15 protein-coding genes are annotated in these 15,784 nt (G+C 34.7%); 6 read left to right on the forward strand and 9 right to left on the reverse strand.

The window, feature by feature from the left end:
* Positions 1-73: 73 nt before the first annotated feature.
* From ABWU36_RS00195 to ABWU36_RS00210, 4 genes are all read right to left on the reverse strand, one after another.
* On the reverse strand, positions 74-1,408 hold the full coding sequence (locus ABWU36_RS00195) for an alanine/glycine:cation symporter family protein (RefSeq protein ID WP_253309645.1): 1,335 nt from the start codon (positions 1,406-1,408) through the stop codon (positions 74-76).
* A 254-nt stretch (positions 1,409-1,662) separates the two neighbouring features.
* The gene (locus ABWU36_RS00200; protein WP_253309646.1) at positions 1,663-2,166 is read right to left on the reverse strand and encodes a protein-disulfide reductase DsbD domain-containing protein; all 504 of its coding nucleotides are present in this window, start codon (positions 2,164-2,166) and stop codon (positions 1,663-1,665) included.
* Positions 2,167-2,797: 631 nt separating this feature from the next.
* Entirely contained in the window at positions 2,798-4,447 is a 1,650-nt protein-coding gene (groL, locus tag ABWU36_RS00205; RefSeq protein WP_264688251.1) for a chaperonin GroEL, read from the reverse strand.
* 100 nt (positions 4,448-4,547) lie between these two features.
* Positions 4,548-4,838 (reverse strand): co-chaperone GroES, encoded by a 291-nt coding sequence (locus tag ABWU36_RS00210; RefSeq protein ID WP_373457551.1) that lies wholly within the window; start codon positions 4,836-4,838, stop codon positions 4,548-4,550.
* A 173-nt stretch (positions 4,839-5,011) separates the two neighbouring features.
* On the opposite strand from ABWU36_RS00210, the gene ABWU36_RS00215 reads away from it, so the two are divergent.
* From ABWU36_RS00215 to ABWU36_RS00225, 3 genes are all read left to right on the forward strand, one after another.
* Complete coding sequence (locus tag ABWU36_RS00215; RefSeq protein WP_253309649.1) at positions 5,012-5,818, forward strand: YgfZ/GcvT domain-containing protein; 807 nt, start codon at positions 5,012-5,014, stop codon at positions 5,816-5,818.
* A gap of 149 nt (positions 5,819-5,967) precedes the next feature.
* Positions 5,968-6,429 (forward strand): dUTP diphosphatase, encoded by a 462-nt coding sequence (gene dut / locus ABWU36_RS00220; protein WP_264688252.1) that lies wholly within the window; start codon positions 5,968-5,970, stop codon positions 6,427-6,429.
* A 78-nt stretch (positions 6,430-6,507) separates the two neighbouring features.
* On the forward strand, positions 6,508-7,137 hold the full coding sequence (locus tag ABWU36_RS00225) for a hypothetical protein (protein ID WP_264688253.1): 630 nt from the start codon (positions 6,508-6,510) through the stop codon (positions 7,135-7,137).
* 110 nt (positions 7,138-7,247) lie between these two features.
* On the opposite strand, the gene nusB is transcribed toward ABWU36_RS00225, so the two are convergent.
* Genes nusB through yidC form a run of 3 tightly spaced genes read right to left on the reverse strand, consistent with a single transcriptional unit; the run spans position 7,248 to position 9,845 of the window.
* Entirely contained in the window at positions 7,248-7,730 is a 483-nt protein-coding gene (gene nusB, locus ABWU36_RS00230; protein WP_264688254.1) for a transcription antitermination factor NusB, read from the reverse strand.
* Positions 7,730-8,158 carry a 6,7-dimethyl-8-ribityllumazine synthase gene (locus tag ABWU36_RS00235; protein WP_253309653.1) on the reverse strand — a complete coding sequence of 143 codons (429 nt, stop codon included), beginning with the start codon at positions 8,156-8,158 and terminating at the stop codon, positions 7,730-7,732. The genes nusB and ABWU36_RS00235 overlap by 1 nt, the downstream gene beginning before the upstream one ends.
* On the reverse strand, positions 8,136-9,845 hold the full coding sequence (yidC, locus tag ABWU36_RS00240) for a membrane protein insertase YidC (protein WP_264688255.1): 1,710 nt from the start codon (positions 9,843-9,845) through the stop codon (positions 8,136-8,138). Before yidC ends, ABWU36_RS00235 begins: the two co-directional genes overlap by 23 nt.
* A gap of 134 nt (positions 9,846-9,979) precedes the next feature.
* Between yidC and ABWU36_RS00245 the strand changes: the two genes are divergently transcribed.
* Positions 9,980-10,495: a TIGR02281 family clan AA aspartic protease gene (locus ABWU36_RS00245; RefSeq protein ID WP_182182693.1), complete on the forward strand. Its 516-nt coding sequence runs from the start codon at positions 9,980-9,982 to the stop codon at positions 10,493-10,495.
* A gap of 6 nt (positions 10,496-10,501) precedes the next feature.
* On the opposite strand, the gene secF is transcribed toward ABWU36_RS00245, so the two are convergent.
* Both secF and ABWU36_RS00255 read right to left on the reverse strand, forming a co-directional pair.
* Complete coding sequence (gene secF, locus ABWU36_RS00250) at positions 10,502-11,377, reverse strand: protein translocase subunit SecF (RefSeq protein ID WP_265044950.1); 876 nt, start codon at positions 11,375-11,377, stop codon at positions 10,502-10,504.
* Positions 11,378-12,384: 1,007 nt separating this feature from the next.
* Entirely contained in the window at positions 12,385-14,205 is a 1,821-nt protein-coding gene (locus tag ABWU36_RS00255; protein WP_253309656.1) for a heme lyase CcmF/NrfE family subunit, read from the reverse strand.
* A 22-nt stretch (positions 14,206-14,227) separates the two neighbouring features.
* Here ABWU36_RS00255 and ABWU36_RS00260 point away from each other — a divergent pair, with 22 nt between their 5' ends.
* Together ABWU36_RS00260 and ABWU36_RS00265 are read left to right on the forward strand one after the other, a co-directional pair.
* Positions 14,228-14,407, forward strand: a complete 180-nt coding sequence (locus ABWU36_RS00260; RefSeq protein ID WP_253302580.1) for a hypothetical protein — start codon at positions 14,228-14,230, stop codon at positions 14,405-14,407.
* A 102-nt stretch (positions 14,408-14,509) separates the two neighbouring features.
* Positions 14,510-15,751 carry a hypothetical protein gene (locus tag ABWU36_RS00265; protein WP_265016776.1) on the forward strand — a complete coding sequence of 414 codons (1,242 nt, stop codon included), beginning with the start codon at positions 14,510-14,512 and terminating at the stop codon, positions 15,749-15,751.
* Positions 15,752-15,784: the final 33 nt, after the last annotated feature.

Raw genomic sequence — 15,784 nt, forward strand, 5'->3', positions numbered from 1 at the left:
GCTAATATAATTATCACGAGCATTGGTTGAATTTTTATTAAGGAAGGTTGTGTTGTTACTCAGATGGCAACTTTTAGTTGGCGCCTAATTTTAAATATCTGTTGCTCACAGTAAACACTTCTGGATCTTGAGAAGTTAGCTTGAGTATAGCGAGTATGTTGATAAATAACAAAGCAGCAATCGAGATATCAGCGACATCCCATAGCAATCGGACTTTACCTATTGCACCAAGCGGAATGATCATGGTAAAAATTACAATCCAGATTTTAGTGTATTTATTATCCATAGACACATAGCGTATTGTCTGTTTTGAGCAAAAAAACCAAGTAAAAATAGTAGTAAAGGCAAAACAAAACATTATGGCCATAATTAAATAGTCAATATAGGGCCAATTCATAGCTTTTCTAAAAGCAAATATGCACATGTTAGTACTCTCTAAATCAGTGACCCAAGAATCTGTGACAAGCAGTACCATTGTTGTAATAAACACTATAAATGCAACTATAAAAGGCGATATTATTGTAATTAGACTCTGCTCAATAATAAATTTATTATTATTTTTCTTAGGAACAATTGAAGAATGTACGATTCCTTCGAGGCCAAGCCCTATATCTGTTGCAAAAATACCTCGCAAAGTTCCGACTTGAATAATAGTCAACATTTCTAAAATCAAACCTAGAGATAAACCAGAGTTAAAGCTACTAGCTGTCAAAAAATTGCTTGTTATTAATTTTAGAGAAGGAGGGATATTTTCACTAAACTTAAATAATATGATACCGCAAAGTGTGAGGTAACTTACCGTCATTATCGGTATCATAGCCGATATAAAAATTTTAATTTTTTTTAAGCTGAGAACTGCAACAACAAAAAATATTATGGCCATTACAATGCCACCAATGACTACAGGCACATCTATCATGTTAAGTGGTATTGATAGAGAATTTACCTGAACAAGGTTACCAGCTGTTATTGAAACCATCATCATAACAACCAGAAACACAATTGTAGCTTTTCTAGAATTAAATGCATCAGCCATATAGGCTACAGGGCCACCTATAAACCGTCCGTTCTTTTCCTTTCTGGTTTTTATACTTAGATAACAAGTGACATATTTTATCACAGAAGTGATAACAATAATTATTGCCATCCATAAAATAGAGCCCGGTCCTCCGGTTTTTAGAGCAACAGCAGTTCCTGAAATGTTTCCTACTCCTAAATTTCCCCCTAAGATTGTAAACAGGGCGGCTATAGAAGAAAATTTATTTTCCCCTCTTTTAACTCCAATGAGTGAAAGGGCGTACGGCAATCTAAATATCTGTAGCCATTTTAGTTTAACCGATAGGTAAACACCAGCAACTAGCATGAGTAATATTGTTGGCAGTAATAAAACAAACTTTACTGTATCCATCTGTAAAAGTGAGATTTTTATTTAAGTATACAACAAAAATTGAGAATACCTAACCTATTTTCTATGTATGACTTCGTTTCCGTCATTCTAGAAACCTTTTCTTGTCATCCCAGTGCGTGACACTGGGATCTAAATTTTTTATGCGAAACCATTATGTTTATATACTTGTAGGCCCAAGTTCCTCACATAGTGAACAAAAAAGTAAATGAGATTCCAGTGTCACGCACTGGAATGACACCTACCCCATGAGAACCCTATTTTTCATACCACTCATTTATAAGTTTATTGATATCAGAATCTATAAAATCCTTTAGTGGTTGCCTGGTTTTTATCTCAACATTTTTAGGGATGCACCTATCTTTACATATCGCATAATTTATATGGAAGTTAAGGTCAATATACCCTTGATTTGAAAACACATTCATCTTAAAGGGAAATAATACCATATCCTTATATACGTTACTGATAAATATCTCTCTTCCTACTTTATCTCTATGTTCCTTTGGAGTAGGCCAGTAAATATCTATGTTTAATGTGTTACCCTTACAATCAAAAGAAGTGGGAAGACCGAAATCTCCAGGATCTTTATAATATATGTGCCAGCCTGGTTCTACTGTAACCTTTATTGCACCTTTAAGAGTGAGGTTTGCTTCATTTATCTCGCCAATAAGTAAATCAAATTTTGCAATTTCCTCGTCAGCATATAGTTGGGTGCAAGAAAAAAATAAAAACAATATTAAATATATATGTATTTTCATTAAGGCAAATTTCTCCTTTTATAGAGAAAGTGATTTAGATTTTAAGTGTTATATTTAATAGCATTATATAGATTATTTATTAATATAGCATTATTCTAATATATACAACTGTAATATAAATGGGTGAAAAGAATAAGTCATTGTGGAAAACACATATAGCTAAACTGACTTAGATTTACCGACAATTTGAAAAACAAAAATTCGTCATTCCGCTACTTGTTAGCGGAATCTATGCCGAGATACCGCGAATGAATCACGGTATGACGTAGGATTGCTGTCGTCCTGCTACGTGTTAGCGGATGAGATACCACGAATGAATCGCGGTATGACGGTTCGCGGCAGCATGACAATAAGCTCGTCATCCCGCTACGTGTTAGCGGGATCTATGCCAAGAGATACCGTGAATGAATCGCGGTATGACGTGTTGCTTGGGTCAGCTATAGTATAAATATACTAGGGATTATAGTTTTCTTATGCTGCCTTTTTGTTATTAGACAACCACAATATAAAGGGGTGAAACGGATGCAAACAGTAGTGCCTTTCTGCACCAAACGTATTACCTTTAACGAATAGTAAAATTTGAGATTTTTTGGAACTACCGTGGAGCAATTGCTCCACGGTTTCACTCTACTTAGAATCCACCCATGCCACCCATTTCTCCTGCGCCCATAGGAGATGAAGCATTTTCTTTGCTTGGTACATCAACTATCATAGATTCAGTAGTAATCAGCACACTCGCAACAGATATCGCTGTTTCAAAAGCAATACGCACCACTTTTGCTGGATCAATCACACCAGCTGTAAATGCATTAGCGTAATTCATAGCCTCAACGTTGTATATAAGCTCTTTATCATTCTGCTTAATCAAATAGTCAATGATAACAGCAGATTCAAGACCAGCATTTTTAACTAACCTTCTAATTGGAGCACTGAGAACTTTCTTAATAATGTTTATGCCTATTTGCTCTTCGTCACTTGCACCTTTTAATTTGTCGAGAACAGATGAAGCATAAAGAAGTGCAACTCCACCACCTGGAACTATGCCTTCTTCAATTGCAGCTCTTGTTGCATGCAGCGCATCTTCAACTCTATCTCTACGTTCTTTAACTTCCACTTCAGTTGCTCCACCAACTTTTAGCACAGCAACACCACCTGATAATTTCGCTAAACGTTCTCTTAGCTTTTCTTTATCATAATCAGAAGTTGAAGTTTCAATTTGAGATTTGATCTGCTCGATTCTAGCTTTCACACTGTCAGAATCGCTATTTTCGCTGACAACTGTGGTATTATCTTTAGTAATTTTAACATTTTTAGCAGTACCAAGATCATCAAGTGTCAGATCTTCCATCTTGATTCCAAGTTCATCTTTTATGACGTACTTAGCACCAGTCAAAGTTGCTATATCTTCGAGCATTTCCTTTCTTCTGTCACCAAAACCTGGAGCTTTTACTGCAGCAACTTTTAAACCACCACGCAATTTATTGATAACTAAAGTGCTTAATGCTTCACCTTCGATATCCTCTGCAATAATAACTAAAGGTTTACCAGATTTAACAACAGCTTCAAGAATAGGAAGTAAAGGTTGAATAATATTTAATTTTTTCTCTGTAATTAATAGATAAGGATTATCAAGCTCCACGATCATTTTTTCATTATTTGTAATAAAATACGGAGAAAGATAACCGCGATCAAATTGCATGCCAGTAGTCAGCTCAACTTCTAACTCTTTTGAACCTTTACTCTCTTCAACAGTTATTACACCCTCTTTTCCAACTTTTTTCACGGAATCAGCGATACTGTTACCTATATCCTTATCACCATTTGCAGAGATTATCGCAACTTGCGCTACTTCATCCATTTTCTCTAGAGAAATTGTACGAGACATTGATGCAATTTCCTTTAATATTACATCTTTTGCCTTCTGTATTCCGTTTTTAATACCAACACGATCGTTTCCAGCAGCAATTGATTTTGAAGCTTCCATGATCATGCTGCTAGTTAATATTGAGCACGTTGTTGTACCATCACCAACTTTGTCGTTACATTGAGAACAACTTTGGGCAAAGATGCTTGCTATTGCAGCATTTAGTGGTTTTTCAGGCTTGATACCCTTCATCACCTTATAACCATCTTTTGTAATTTCTGGTGCTCCATAGGGCTTATTAATCCCTACTGTTTTTCCTCTAGGTCCCGCAGTTATTGCTACCGTTGAATCCACTATTGCTGCGACTTCACGAAAGGCTTCTTGTAACTGCTCACCTGATACTACTACATTAGTCATTTTTATCACCTCTTGTTAATAAAAAATTTAGAAAACTATAATAAAACCATTTACAATGCGCCATGTTGCGCTTTGTTTCAATTTAGTAAAATAAAGACTGCTATTTAATGACAGCAAGTATATCGGACTCTTTCATCACGATAAGCTTTTCATCATTATGTTCTATTTCTGTACCAGCCCATTGACGATAGAACACTTTATCACCAGCCTTTACAGTTAAAGCTATGCGTTCGCCATTTGAGTTGCGTGAACCTTCACCAGTTGCTACAATTTCACCTTTAGTAGGTTTCTTTTCAGCACTTGATGGAAGCATAATTCCACCCTGCTTTTCCTCGCTAATAGGCTTGATCAGCACGCTATCATCCAATACATTTAAACTTATACTTGACATTTGCTTTTCCTCTCAACAAATTAACCTATAACTTTATATATATACTCGTAAGTTAGATTTCAAGGGCTGGAGCTTGTAAAATATGCACACCATATAAAATATGCACGCCAAAAGCAGTTTCTAAAAGAGCCTAATGTTATATAATAAAATTTAGGTTTATTTATAGAGATTTCATGAGTTATATACCATTCTTAAGTCGTGGTGTGATAGTGCTATATGGGCCTGACACTAGAGATTTTCTGCAGGGCATTATAACCAATGATATTAATAAGCTAGATAGCCAAAAAGCTATTTACTCTTTATTGCTTAGCCCTCAGGGAAAATACCTATATGATTTTTTTCTTATTGAATATGGTAGATATATTTTCTTAGAGTGCGAAAATGTGCACTTACAGCAAATAATCGAGAAACTAGATTTACTTAAAACTTATTTGAGAGTGAAAATTAAAGACATTAGTGCACTATATAAGGTTGGAGTTTTGTTTGATACTAAGTTGGCGGAGTGTAGTAGTAAGTCACAAGTTATTTTTCAAGATCCAAGGCACAAGCTGCTAGGAATGAGGATCATACATAAAGATGAAATAAAAGAACCGGTTGGAGATTTTATTCAGTATGAAAAAGTTAGAATTAAAAACCTTGTCCCAGATGGAGCAAAAGATATGGTACAAAATTCATCGTTCCCATTGCAATATTTAATCGATAAGGCAAACGGTATAAGCTTTAATAAGGGGTGTTACGTAGGTCAGGAAGTCGTAAATCGAATGAGCAGACAAGAAATATTCAGAAGAAAACTTTATCTTGTTGAGGGGGATAACGCACTTCCAGATATTGGCACTAAAGTGACAAATGAAAATAATGAGGAAATAGGGGAACTGCGCTCTAGTGTAGACAACATTGGACTTGCATTGCTTAATACTCAAAAAAGTCATGCAAATTTATATGTCGATGGGGTTAAGTGCGTTAAGACGTTGTATAATTAAAGTCTTAAGGTAGCGCATATAGAAACGAAAAACTTATTTTATGGCCTAGCGTCACGCACTAGAATGACATCATTTACGATGTAACATTTATTACTTTTGCAGATACAATTTACATGCTATAATTGAATCTTCATAGTTGGTAAATTGGAGTGCAAAGAAGTAAAATTAAAGTAGAAATAAAGAGATTATCACACGGAGAAGACTTGTCTCTTCCATGTTATGCAACTACGCAGAGTGCTGGTATGGATCTTTATGCTGCATTGAATGACTCTGCTGTTTTAAATCCACTTGAGAGATTACTTGTTCCAACTGGAATTGTGATTGCAATACCAAACGGTTTTGAGGGGCAAATCCGCCCACGTTCTGGTCTTGCTGCAAAACATGGAATCACTGTCTTAAATTCTCCGGGCACTATAGACTCTGATTATCGAGGTGAGGTGAAGATTTGCCTAATTAATCTAAGTAATCAGTCGTATGAGATAAAAAGAGGAGATAGAATTGCACAAATCCTTATTTCTCCTGTATCTCAGGTAATTTGGGATGACAGAGAAGAATTCTGCACAGAAGAAACCGGTCGCAATGCAGGGGGCTTTGGCTCAAGTGGCAGGTAATTTGCGAAAAAGCTTGACTATGACAGTTCTTTTATATACAATTTAAGCATATTAATATTTTATTAAATGAGGTCGTTTATGCTAACTTTCAAAAATCATCGAGGTCAGTTCCACAAAACAAACACTGCACTTGTTGCACTTACTTCTTTGTATGTCATAGGCGCAGCAGTAGCACTTTCAGCACCATATTGGGTGTCTTCAACTTCCATGCTAGCTCCACTTGCAGCTTTTGCAGCTACACCACTTGGAATGGGTGTTTTAGCATTTGTTGCTGTTGCACTGATTTGTTTAGCAGTATATGCCATCAGCAAAAATAACGAAATATCTGAGTTGAAAGCTCCGAAGATTGTTGTTGATGATAAACAAGCAGCATTGCTAGTAACAAAAGAGGTGTATGAGGAAATAAAAAAGAATAACCAAGTTAAAGATGAAAAAGATAAGATGAAAGGTAAATGTTATATAGACTTCAGCTTAGAAGGCAAGAACTACCGTATTATTGTTGGGTCTTTCAGTTCAGCAGGCAATACTTTATTATTAAGTATAAGTTCACTAGAAGTGAAAAACAAAGAAGGTGAGTTCGAGGCAGTAAATAAAACAGAGTGGAATAAAACATTAGGTTTAGACAAAGATGATGCTAAAGAGGTTAACACTTATTTAGGCTCACTTATTGTTGAACAAGTTGCTTCTGAAGAAAAAGCAAAAAGCTAGACAGCTAAGTATAAAAGAGGTAGATTAAGTCTGCCTCTTTATTTTTTAGTGTCAGTTACTTAAATTTATTATGGAAATTGCCTTAACTTTTATATAGTTGTGAGAAGCTGCTAAGGATTTTTATTTAATTTAACTGCATCTTTTGCCTTATCCAATAACCCATTAATAAAACCAATTTCGCTTGGTTTATCAAGTAAATCAGATGCAATGTTAGTATATTCATTAATGACAACTGGAACTGGCGTATCACAATTAGCTAACTCACATATTGCAACACGCAAGATAGATAAGCTTATAAGATTTAAACGTGAGAGGGACCAGCTTGGATGTAAATAAGACTCTATTATTTTATCATATTCTTCACTGCTTTTTATAACCTTATATAACAAGTTTTCTAAGAACTGATGTTCAAATTCTTCACATTCAAATATATCTTTCAACTTACTTATGTAGTTCTTAAGCTCACAATTTTCCAGTTTAAAAGTGCTTTTGTTGTAACCTACGAAAATATTTGAATAAGCAATTTGTACAGCAAGAAATCTTGCCGTACTTCTTTTTATGCGCCACTTTTTATCTACTGGTTTTTCCTCCATTATTTTAATTTATTGTGTAAATCTATCATATGCAAAACAGTTGAGGCTGCATGGCCACCAACGTTCTTTTTGTTTTTGTCAGCTCTAACTAGTGCTTTATCTTTGCTGTCAGCGGTAATTACGCCCATACCAAAGGGTATTGCATAATGCATAACAACCTCATTTAAACCTTCGATTACCCCTTTACAAACGTATTGATAATGATCAGTTTCACCGCGAATCACGCACCCAAGAGCTAAATAACCGTCATAATTAGCATTCTTGCTTTTTACTGCAAAGAGAATTGTAGCTGGTATCTCAAATGCACCAGGAACTTCAATTATGTCATAGCTTGCATGACTTTCTTTTAATCTATCGACTGCACCTTCAAGCAAAAGGTTTGCTATTTCAGCATAATAAATTGAATTAACTATTAGTATTTTCGACATTTACTACCACTTTTTTCGTTAAAAACAACTTTATTAATGATTGTTGAATTAAAGTTATAATATTACTAAATATCCAATATATTACCAGGCCGGCAGGAAAAGAAGAAAAAATAAAGACAGAAATGTAAGGTAAAAACTTCATAACATTTACTTGAATATCATCTTTATTGGTTTGATCTTTCTCACTTAGCTTCTGCTGAATTATCATGGTGGCACCGAAAATTATAGGTAAAATGCCTATAGAAATAGGAAAGTTATAATTAAACAACCCAAATAATGTAAAGATGTTCGTTGGGTCAGGAGCTGAAAGATCCTTAATCCATAAAAAAAAAGGAGCATGTCTCATCTCTATAGTAACAAATAATACTTTATATAGAGCAAAAAATACCGGTATTTGTATTAGCATGGGAAAAATGCTCGACATTGGGTTTACATTGTTTCTCTTGAACAACGCAATTGTCTCTTTGTGCTGCTTTAAGCTGTCATTTTTATACAACTCTTTTATACGAGTTAATTCAGGCTGCAGGCTTTTCACCTTGAACATCGAAATATATGATCTATTAGATAAGGGAAGCATCAAAAGTTTGATTACTAAAGTCAGCAATAATATTGCTAAGCCAAAATTTTTTAAAACGAAGTTAAAATATTCAAGCAGTAAAAACACTGGCTTGGTTATAAAATAAAGAACACCAAAATCTACAGCTTTATCAAACAAAGGTATATTGAGAGTATCCTTATAAGAATCCAGTAAATTCAACTTTTTTGCTCCAGCAAAAAAATAATTCACATTAGAAACACTTGCGCCAGGAAGTATGCTCTTATAAGGTTTGACAAAATCTACTTGAAATTTATCAATATCATTAGCGTTAGTATGCTTAATGCTTACATTTATTTTATCGGATTTCTCAGGTATGATGGCTGTAAGCCAGTATTTATCAGCAAAACCAAACCAATTTTTTTCACTCGTGCTTGCTTTTATTAAATGTTTTTTGGAAATATCCTTATATGTCCACTCCTCTAGTTTATTATCAAATGCACCCAGTACTCCTTCATGGGATATCCAATAAGATTCGTTGATATTGTCACGTTTACGGTTAATTCTACCATAAGGAACCAAAACTACATTATCTTTTGTATTGTTTTCAATAATTTGCTCAACTTTAAACATGTAGTTATCGTCAAGGCTAATTTTCATTCTAAATAAAATGCCATTTTCATTATCCCAAAATAAATTGACCTCTTTTTGATTGAGTTTATCTGCTTGCCAGACTGCCTTAGAATCTGGAACTTTAATCTTTTCATTCGGATCGAGCCACCCAAATTCTGCGAAATATACATCTTTTGATTCTGCAGGTGACAGTAACACCACTTGTGGAGAAGAAGAACTCGGTTCTAAGTGGTAGTTAGTTAAGATTAAGTCATCAAACCTTGCACCTTTCAAAGAAATTGATCCTTTAATCATGTTATTGGTTAAACTAACCCTCTGTTCTCGAGTGGAATTAATAATTTCAGAACGATTTTGGTGTATTATAGGAGCAAGGTCGTTAAAAGATTCGATATGTTCAATATTTTCAATCAATGGCTGGTTGTGGTTTGCACTAAAAAAATTATCATAAATAATGCGCCAAGATACCATGATCAACATGGAAAGGATAGCTGCTAAAATTAAACTTTTTGCTTCTGACATGAAATTAAATCAAACATATCTTCTTAAAGTGTATATTAAATATTGTACTAAAACAATGAAATTTACTTATTTTTAATAATAACTTTTAACGCTAATCTTTAAAATTTATTTTAATAGCTTCAAATTTTAACAATATGAACGCGGTGAAAAATCTAGTTATTTGGTTACTAATAATAGCTGCCACTTCAATGCTTATTGATTCACAAAGGGACAAACTAAGCGACAGATTTCTCAGTACTTTTTTACCATATAAAGGGAGAATTCAGAATAGTGGTCAGAATAGTGGAAGTATCGAATTTACGAAATCATACGATGGACACTTTTATATTCAGGCTCAGGTCAATGATCGCAATATAACGTTTTTGCTTGATACCGGAGCAACCGATATTGTTCTATCACAAAAAGACGCATTACATGTTGGTATTAACTTACAAAACGTTCAGGATTTTAAAATATATGAAACTGCTAAAGGTCAAATAAAAGCTGGTGTTGTTCACATCCCTCAGGTTAAAATAGGGAATTTTTTAGTTAATGATGTACAGGCGAGCGTTAACACTCATTCTATGTCTCATTCACTACTTGGAATGAGCTTTTTAAGGTATTTTCATTTCACTATAAGAGATAATAAGTTGATATTATACCGCGACTAAACACTTCTACAATCTACTTATCAAAGCTCTGTAGGTTAATATAGGAGCAGAAATAAATATTGCAGAACAAGTGCCAATCAAAATACCAAAAAAAATGATCAAGCTGAAGTCTCTCACTGCATCTGTGCAGATTAATGTCAAAGGAAGAGCAGCAAGAAGGGTTGTACCCGAGGTTAATATAGTGCGAAATAATGTAGCGTTGATACTTGCATCTACTATCTCACTCATCCGCCCACTTTTACCACTCTTGCAATACTCTCGAATCCGATCGTATATAATTACTGAGTTATTGATTGAATAACCAATGACAGTGAGGAGAGCTGCAACTGATGAAATATTAAACTCAATGCCAGTTAGGCTAATAAAACCAACAGTTAAAATCACGTCATGAATCAGTGCTGTTATTCCACTGAATCCACATTGCCAATTAAATCTAAACCAAACGTAAAAAAATATTCCAACAATTGCGATCAACATGGATAACATTCCTTCAAATATTTGTGTTGAGCTTATTTGTGGGCCAACATAGTCTATTTTACGATAGCTTATTGAGCTACCTAGCTTTTCTTCTAGTATGCTTTTTATCTTTTTGATTTTATCTTCATCTCCTTCATCTTTAAAACGCATGACTAAATTATCACCCGCTTTTGAACTCTGCACTGTAAAACCATTTTCTTTTAATGCATCGAGAATAGAGTGATTCTCATCTGAAGATTTTATCTCTATCAAAATTCCGCCTGCAAAGTCTATGCCTAAGTTCACTCCACGCAGCACAACAGTGAGCATTGAAAAGATGATAAAAATAATGCTAACGAGTGCAGTCAAATCCCTATATTTACTAAACTTGATATTGAGGTTATCTGGAATGAGTCTAAGTGCCATGCTATTTACTTAAAATAATCACTTGAATTTTATATACTTTTCAAAAAATTCACTAGTTTATTCTGTGATTGGACTTCTCTGTCATCCGAGTAGCTGACACTGGTTCACTCTATAATGGTATCACAGCAGTCCTACGTCATACCGCTGCGGTATCTCTAGATCCCGCTAACAAGCAGCGGGATGACGGTTGTCAGGCTAGTACCCCTATGATGTCATCCCAGTGCTTGACACTGGGATCCAGAAGAAAGAATGGTGTCATGAAAGTAGCTGAGGTTTCCATCCAAAAGGGTGTCGTCCCAGTGCCCAGACTACTTGGATCCAGGAAACTTAACTCTACACTAAGTAAATGTACAATAAGAACTAGATTCCAGACTGGAATGACAGCGGTCCTACGTCATACCGCCGCGGATAGATCCCGCTAACAAGTAGCGGGATGACGAATTACTATACCGCCGCGAACCGTCATACCGCCACGAACCGTCATACCGCCGCGGTATCTCTAGATCCCGCTAACAAGCAGCGGGATGACGGTTGTCGTTTAGCTATAAATATTAAGGAATTTACCAAACAAAAAAAAGGCAAAAGAAGCCCTAGTCATTGTCTATTTTCAGTATTTGGCGTTTTTTAAGTCTTAAACACTGCAATTTAGCTGCTTTTAAGTGCAACTAACTTAAGCTATAAATGTTTAAGAAATTCACTAAGCAGAAAAAAAGGCAAAAGAAACCCCGCGTTAGCTAGTTGTCACTCTCTAATCCTGCAAATTGGCGTACTATACTGTCTTAAACGACTTATAAGCGCGTTTCAGCTTGTGTAGGTAAAAACCTAGAAATATTGTGAAGACATAAGGTGCACATAGTGCAAAAAATTAAAAATAAGACGCCAATTACGTTGTTTTCTTGCTGTTTAATCTGCACAGATGAAGATAACTGAATACCTTCAATACCATGATAAGGGCGCTGGCGGAGTTTGTCAAGGAAGTTTTTTCGTTATAGTATAAAGGAGTCCTATTAAAATCTTCTCAATAAAGGAAAAGCAGCAAGGAGCGAACCAAAAGCGATGAGGAAGGATCCAAGCCAGATTATAGACATTCCAGGTTTATAGTGCACTTTAGCTGCGATTTTGCTCTTACTCTTATCAATCTCACCGATTACAACATAAATATCAGAAAGCAAATTGTGGTAGATACTGCTTTCAACATTTTTCTGACCTTCCACAAGGTAAAATCTATATTCAGGGGTTATCTCACCCAATATCTTATTATTCAGCAAATTCCTGATATCCATTGTACCTCTCACTGCATGGAAATTTTTTTCTTTTATTAGCTCAATATTTCGTAAAGTAACTTTAAATTTATTGACTGTTATGCTATCCCCTATTTTTAAGTAATTTTCTTTTTTCTCCTGCCAACCAACTGAATAAGCTATACCAAGCACTAAAATTGCCACTCCAGCATGAGCTGCCATCATTGCATAGTAGGATTTAGAAACTTTTCTTGCTAATAAAATTGATTCACCAAATGCTACCTTAAATAAACAAATTCTTTTACTATATGCTTCTAAAACAAAGATTAATAATGCTATGGAGATAGTAATTGATAGCACAATTATTAGCTCCATGTGAAAGATAAACGGCAAAATAGCTGCAGCACTACAGAATGAAAATCTGTATTCACGAAATATTGGCAATAGACTATTTCCCTGCCAACGGCAGTATTGCCCGATCATGGTGAGCACTAGAATAGCTAGTGCAATAGGATTAAATAAAGAATTGTAATATGGTGCTCCAACTGAAATTAATTCACCGGTTAAATACTCAAGCACTGTAGGGTATAAAGTGCCAACGAACACGATGAAAAAGGCAGTAATAAATAATAAATTGTTCATCAGCATCATCGTAAGGCGTGAAAAGAATCTTCTACCCTCTGTCACTTGAGTAGCAGATTTCTTTCTGGATTCCAATGTCGAGCACTGGAAAGATGTGCGATTTTTTCTCGTAAACACTACAAATATTACTAAGCTACTGACTGTAATTACACCAAGTAGAGCTAATATATACAGTCCATACCTTGAGTCATCTGCAAACGTGTGCACTGAGGTGAGTATTCCTGAGCGGACTAGAAATGTTCCAGTTACACTCAATATAAAAGTTGTAAGCGTAAGTAAAATAGCGAAATTCCTTAAAGTATTGAAATTTCGTACAACGAGCAACAAATGTGTCAGCGCCACTGCAATTAGCCACGGTATCAAAGAAACGTTTTCCACTGGATCCCAAAACCAAAATCCACCCCACCCAAGTTCGCGATATGCCCACCAGCTACCCAAGCTGATGCCCAAAGTGAGCAGCGACCAAGAAATAAGTACCCAAGGCCTGACAATTTTAGCCCAAACATTTCCTTCAGTATTTGCAATTAATCCAGCTATAGAGAGCGAAAAAGGAACGCTAAATCCAAGGTACCCCAAATATAATATCGGTGGATGAATAGCAAGGCCTATATCTTGCAATATCGGATTAAAACCCAATCCATCTTTTTCAACGCTTGGCATTTTAGTGAAGGGGCTGGATTCAAGTAAAGTGAACAGTAAAAAACAAAAGCAAATCAAGCCTTGGGTGATCAAGGATACTTTCTTCAATTTACTGTCGTTATCAGTAAAAATACCCATCAGAAATAGGTAAAAGGTAAGCACTAATGTCCAAAGCAACATAGACCCTTCTTTATTTCCCCAAACTCCACAAATCTTATAGATCAAAGGTTTTGTTGTGTGTGAGTGGTAATATACGTTTTCGAGTGAGAAATCATTTGTAATGTGGCAGTAGATCAAAATAGCCATTGATGTTGATACACAAAAAAATATGGCAGTGGTAATAAACCGACAAGAACTAAGCGGTAAAAACAAATATGTCAAAGACAATAAGCAGGCTATGAGTAGCAATATATTCCCAAGTTCAGGCATAAAAAATTATAGTTTTTATATAAACAATATTACTGATGACAAGTTAGAAGTTAAAGTGTTAATTGACGCTTGCTATTGATGCTAGCATAATGCCCCCGTAGTTAGCTGTGCTAGTATTAATTAAAAATTAAATATTAAATCTTTATACTTTTATAGATAGCGTTAATATTGAGGTAACATTGTGGGTACAACTAAGATTAGTAAATTTCCATTCAATATAAAAGGTAAAGTGGCAAAACAACATGCCGAACCAATAGTTGAAAAAAATCTCTATACTATTTTAGGATTCAAAAGTAGAGAAGATTTTGAAAATAAGACAAGTAAGCTTGTTAATAAAAAAGTTTGGCAATCATTTGTTGACTGCTTTGCAAAAGAAATAGATTATGCAGCAACTGAAAAAGTTGTAAAAAACATCGTTTGTAACATTGCAAAGAGTGATCAAGGTAATGCTTTTACCAAAACTGAACATCTGATATTAAATGAAAAGCAAGATAATAAAAAGAGAGAAAAAGCGATTAGAAAAACTGTTGGTATTTTGAGAAAAATCAATCCAGAAAAAGCCTTCAATGAACTTTCAGTAATAAAAAAACAAGCTGAAGATTTTTTACAAACCGATTTTTATAAAGCTCAGAGTAAACCACTTCAAGGATTTGCTCCATCTGGTGGACAGCTCTTTGCGGAAGTTCTGAAATATATAGAAACACTAGAAAAATTAGCTGAAGTTAAAAAGGAAGAGCTAGTTAAAGATTTCTTGTTAAATCATGTTAGTTCATTGAATAAAAAGTATCCTAAATCACAAGGCAAAAGGGAAGATGCTATAACAATACTATCAAGTAATGAGTTGAAGAATTTTTACAATAAAGGTGTAGAAGAAGGAATATTACAACCAATGGTATCTTACAAAGAATGCAGAAACCTGTATGACAAAATGAACCAAATGAAAAATGAATCCAAAAGTATAATTAAAAGAGAAGGACGGGAAGAAAATTTGAAGAAAATAGATAAGTCGATAGTCAGTGCAATTAATGACATAAAAAAACATAGAGAAGCAATCCTTAACTGTAAAGACTTTCAAAGTTCTTACATAAAAGAGAAAAAAGAACATCCATTTAGAGGCAACGCATGTCAAAAAATAATTGATATATATCAAGAGAGAATTGCTGGATATCAGGAGAAAATTCGTCAAAATTTAAACCAAATAAAAGCGATATTAAAAAGTGCGCCGCAAGAAATGGATGATGTGGAAGAATTAGAGGAAATAATCGATGGTATGCATGAAGCGAAGCAGTGTGATGAAAATTTTGACTCAGCTTTGATTTGTTTATCGAACATACAGAATGAGCTAGATATTCAACTGGAAAATCCTTCAACAGAGCTAAGAGTTTTTCATATTAACGTTAAAACTGAAGTAACTCGGTTATAAGAGCCAAATTTTTGGGACAATTTTAATTCAAGA

Source organism: Wolbachia endosymbiont (group A) of Portevinia maculata, assembly GCF_964028525.1.
Taxonomy (GTDB): domain Bacteria; phylum Pseudomonadota; class Alphaproteobacteria; order Rickettsiales; family Anaplasmataceae; genus Wolbachia.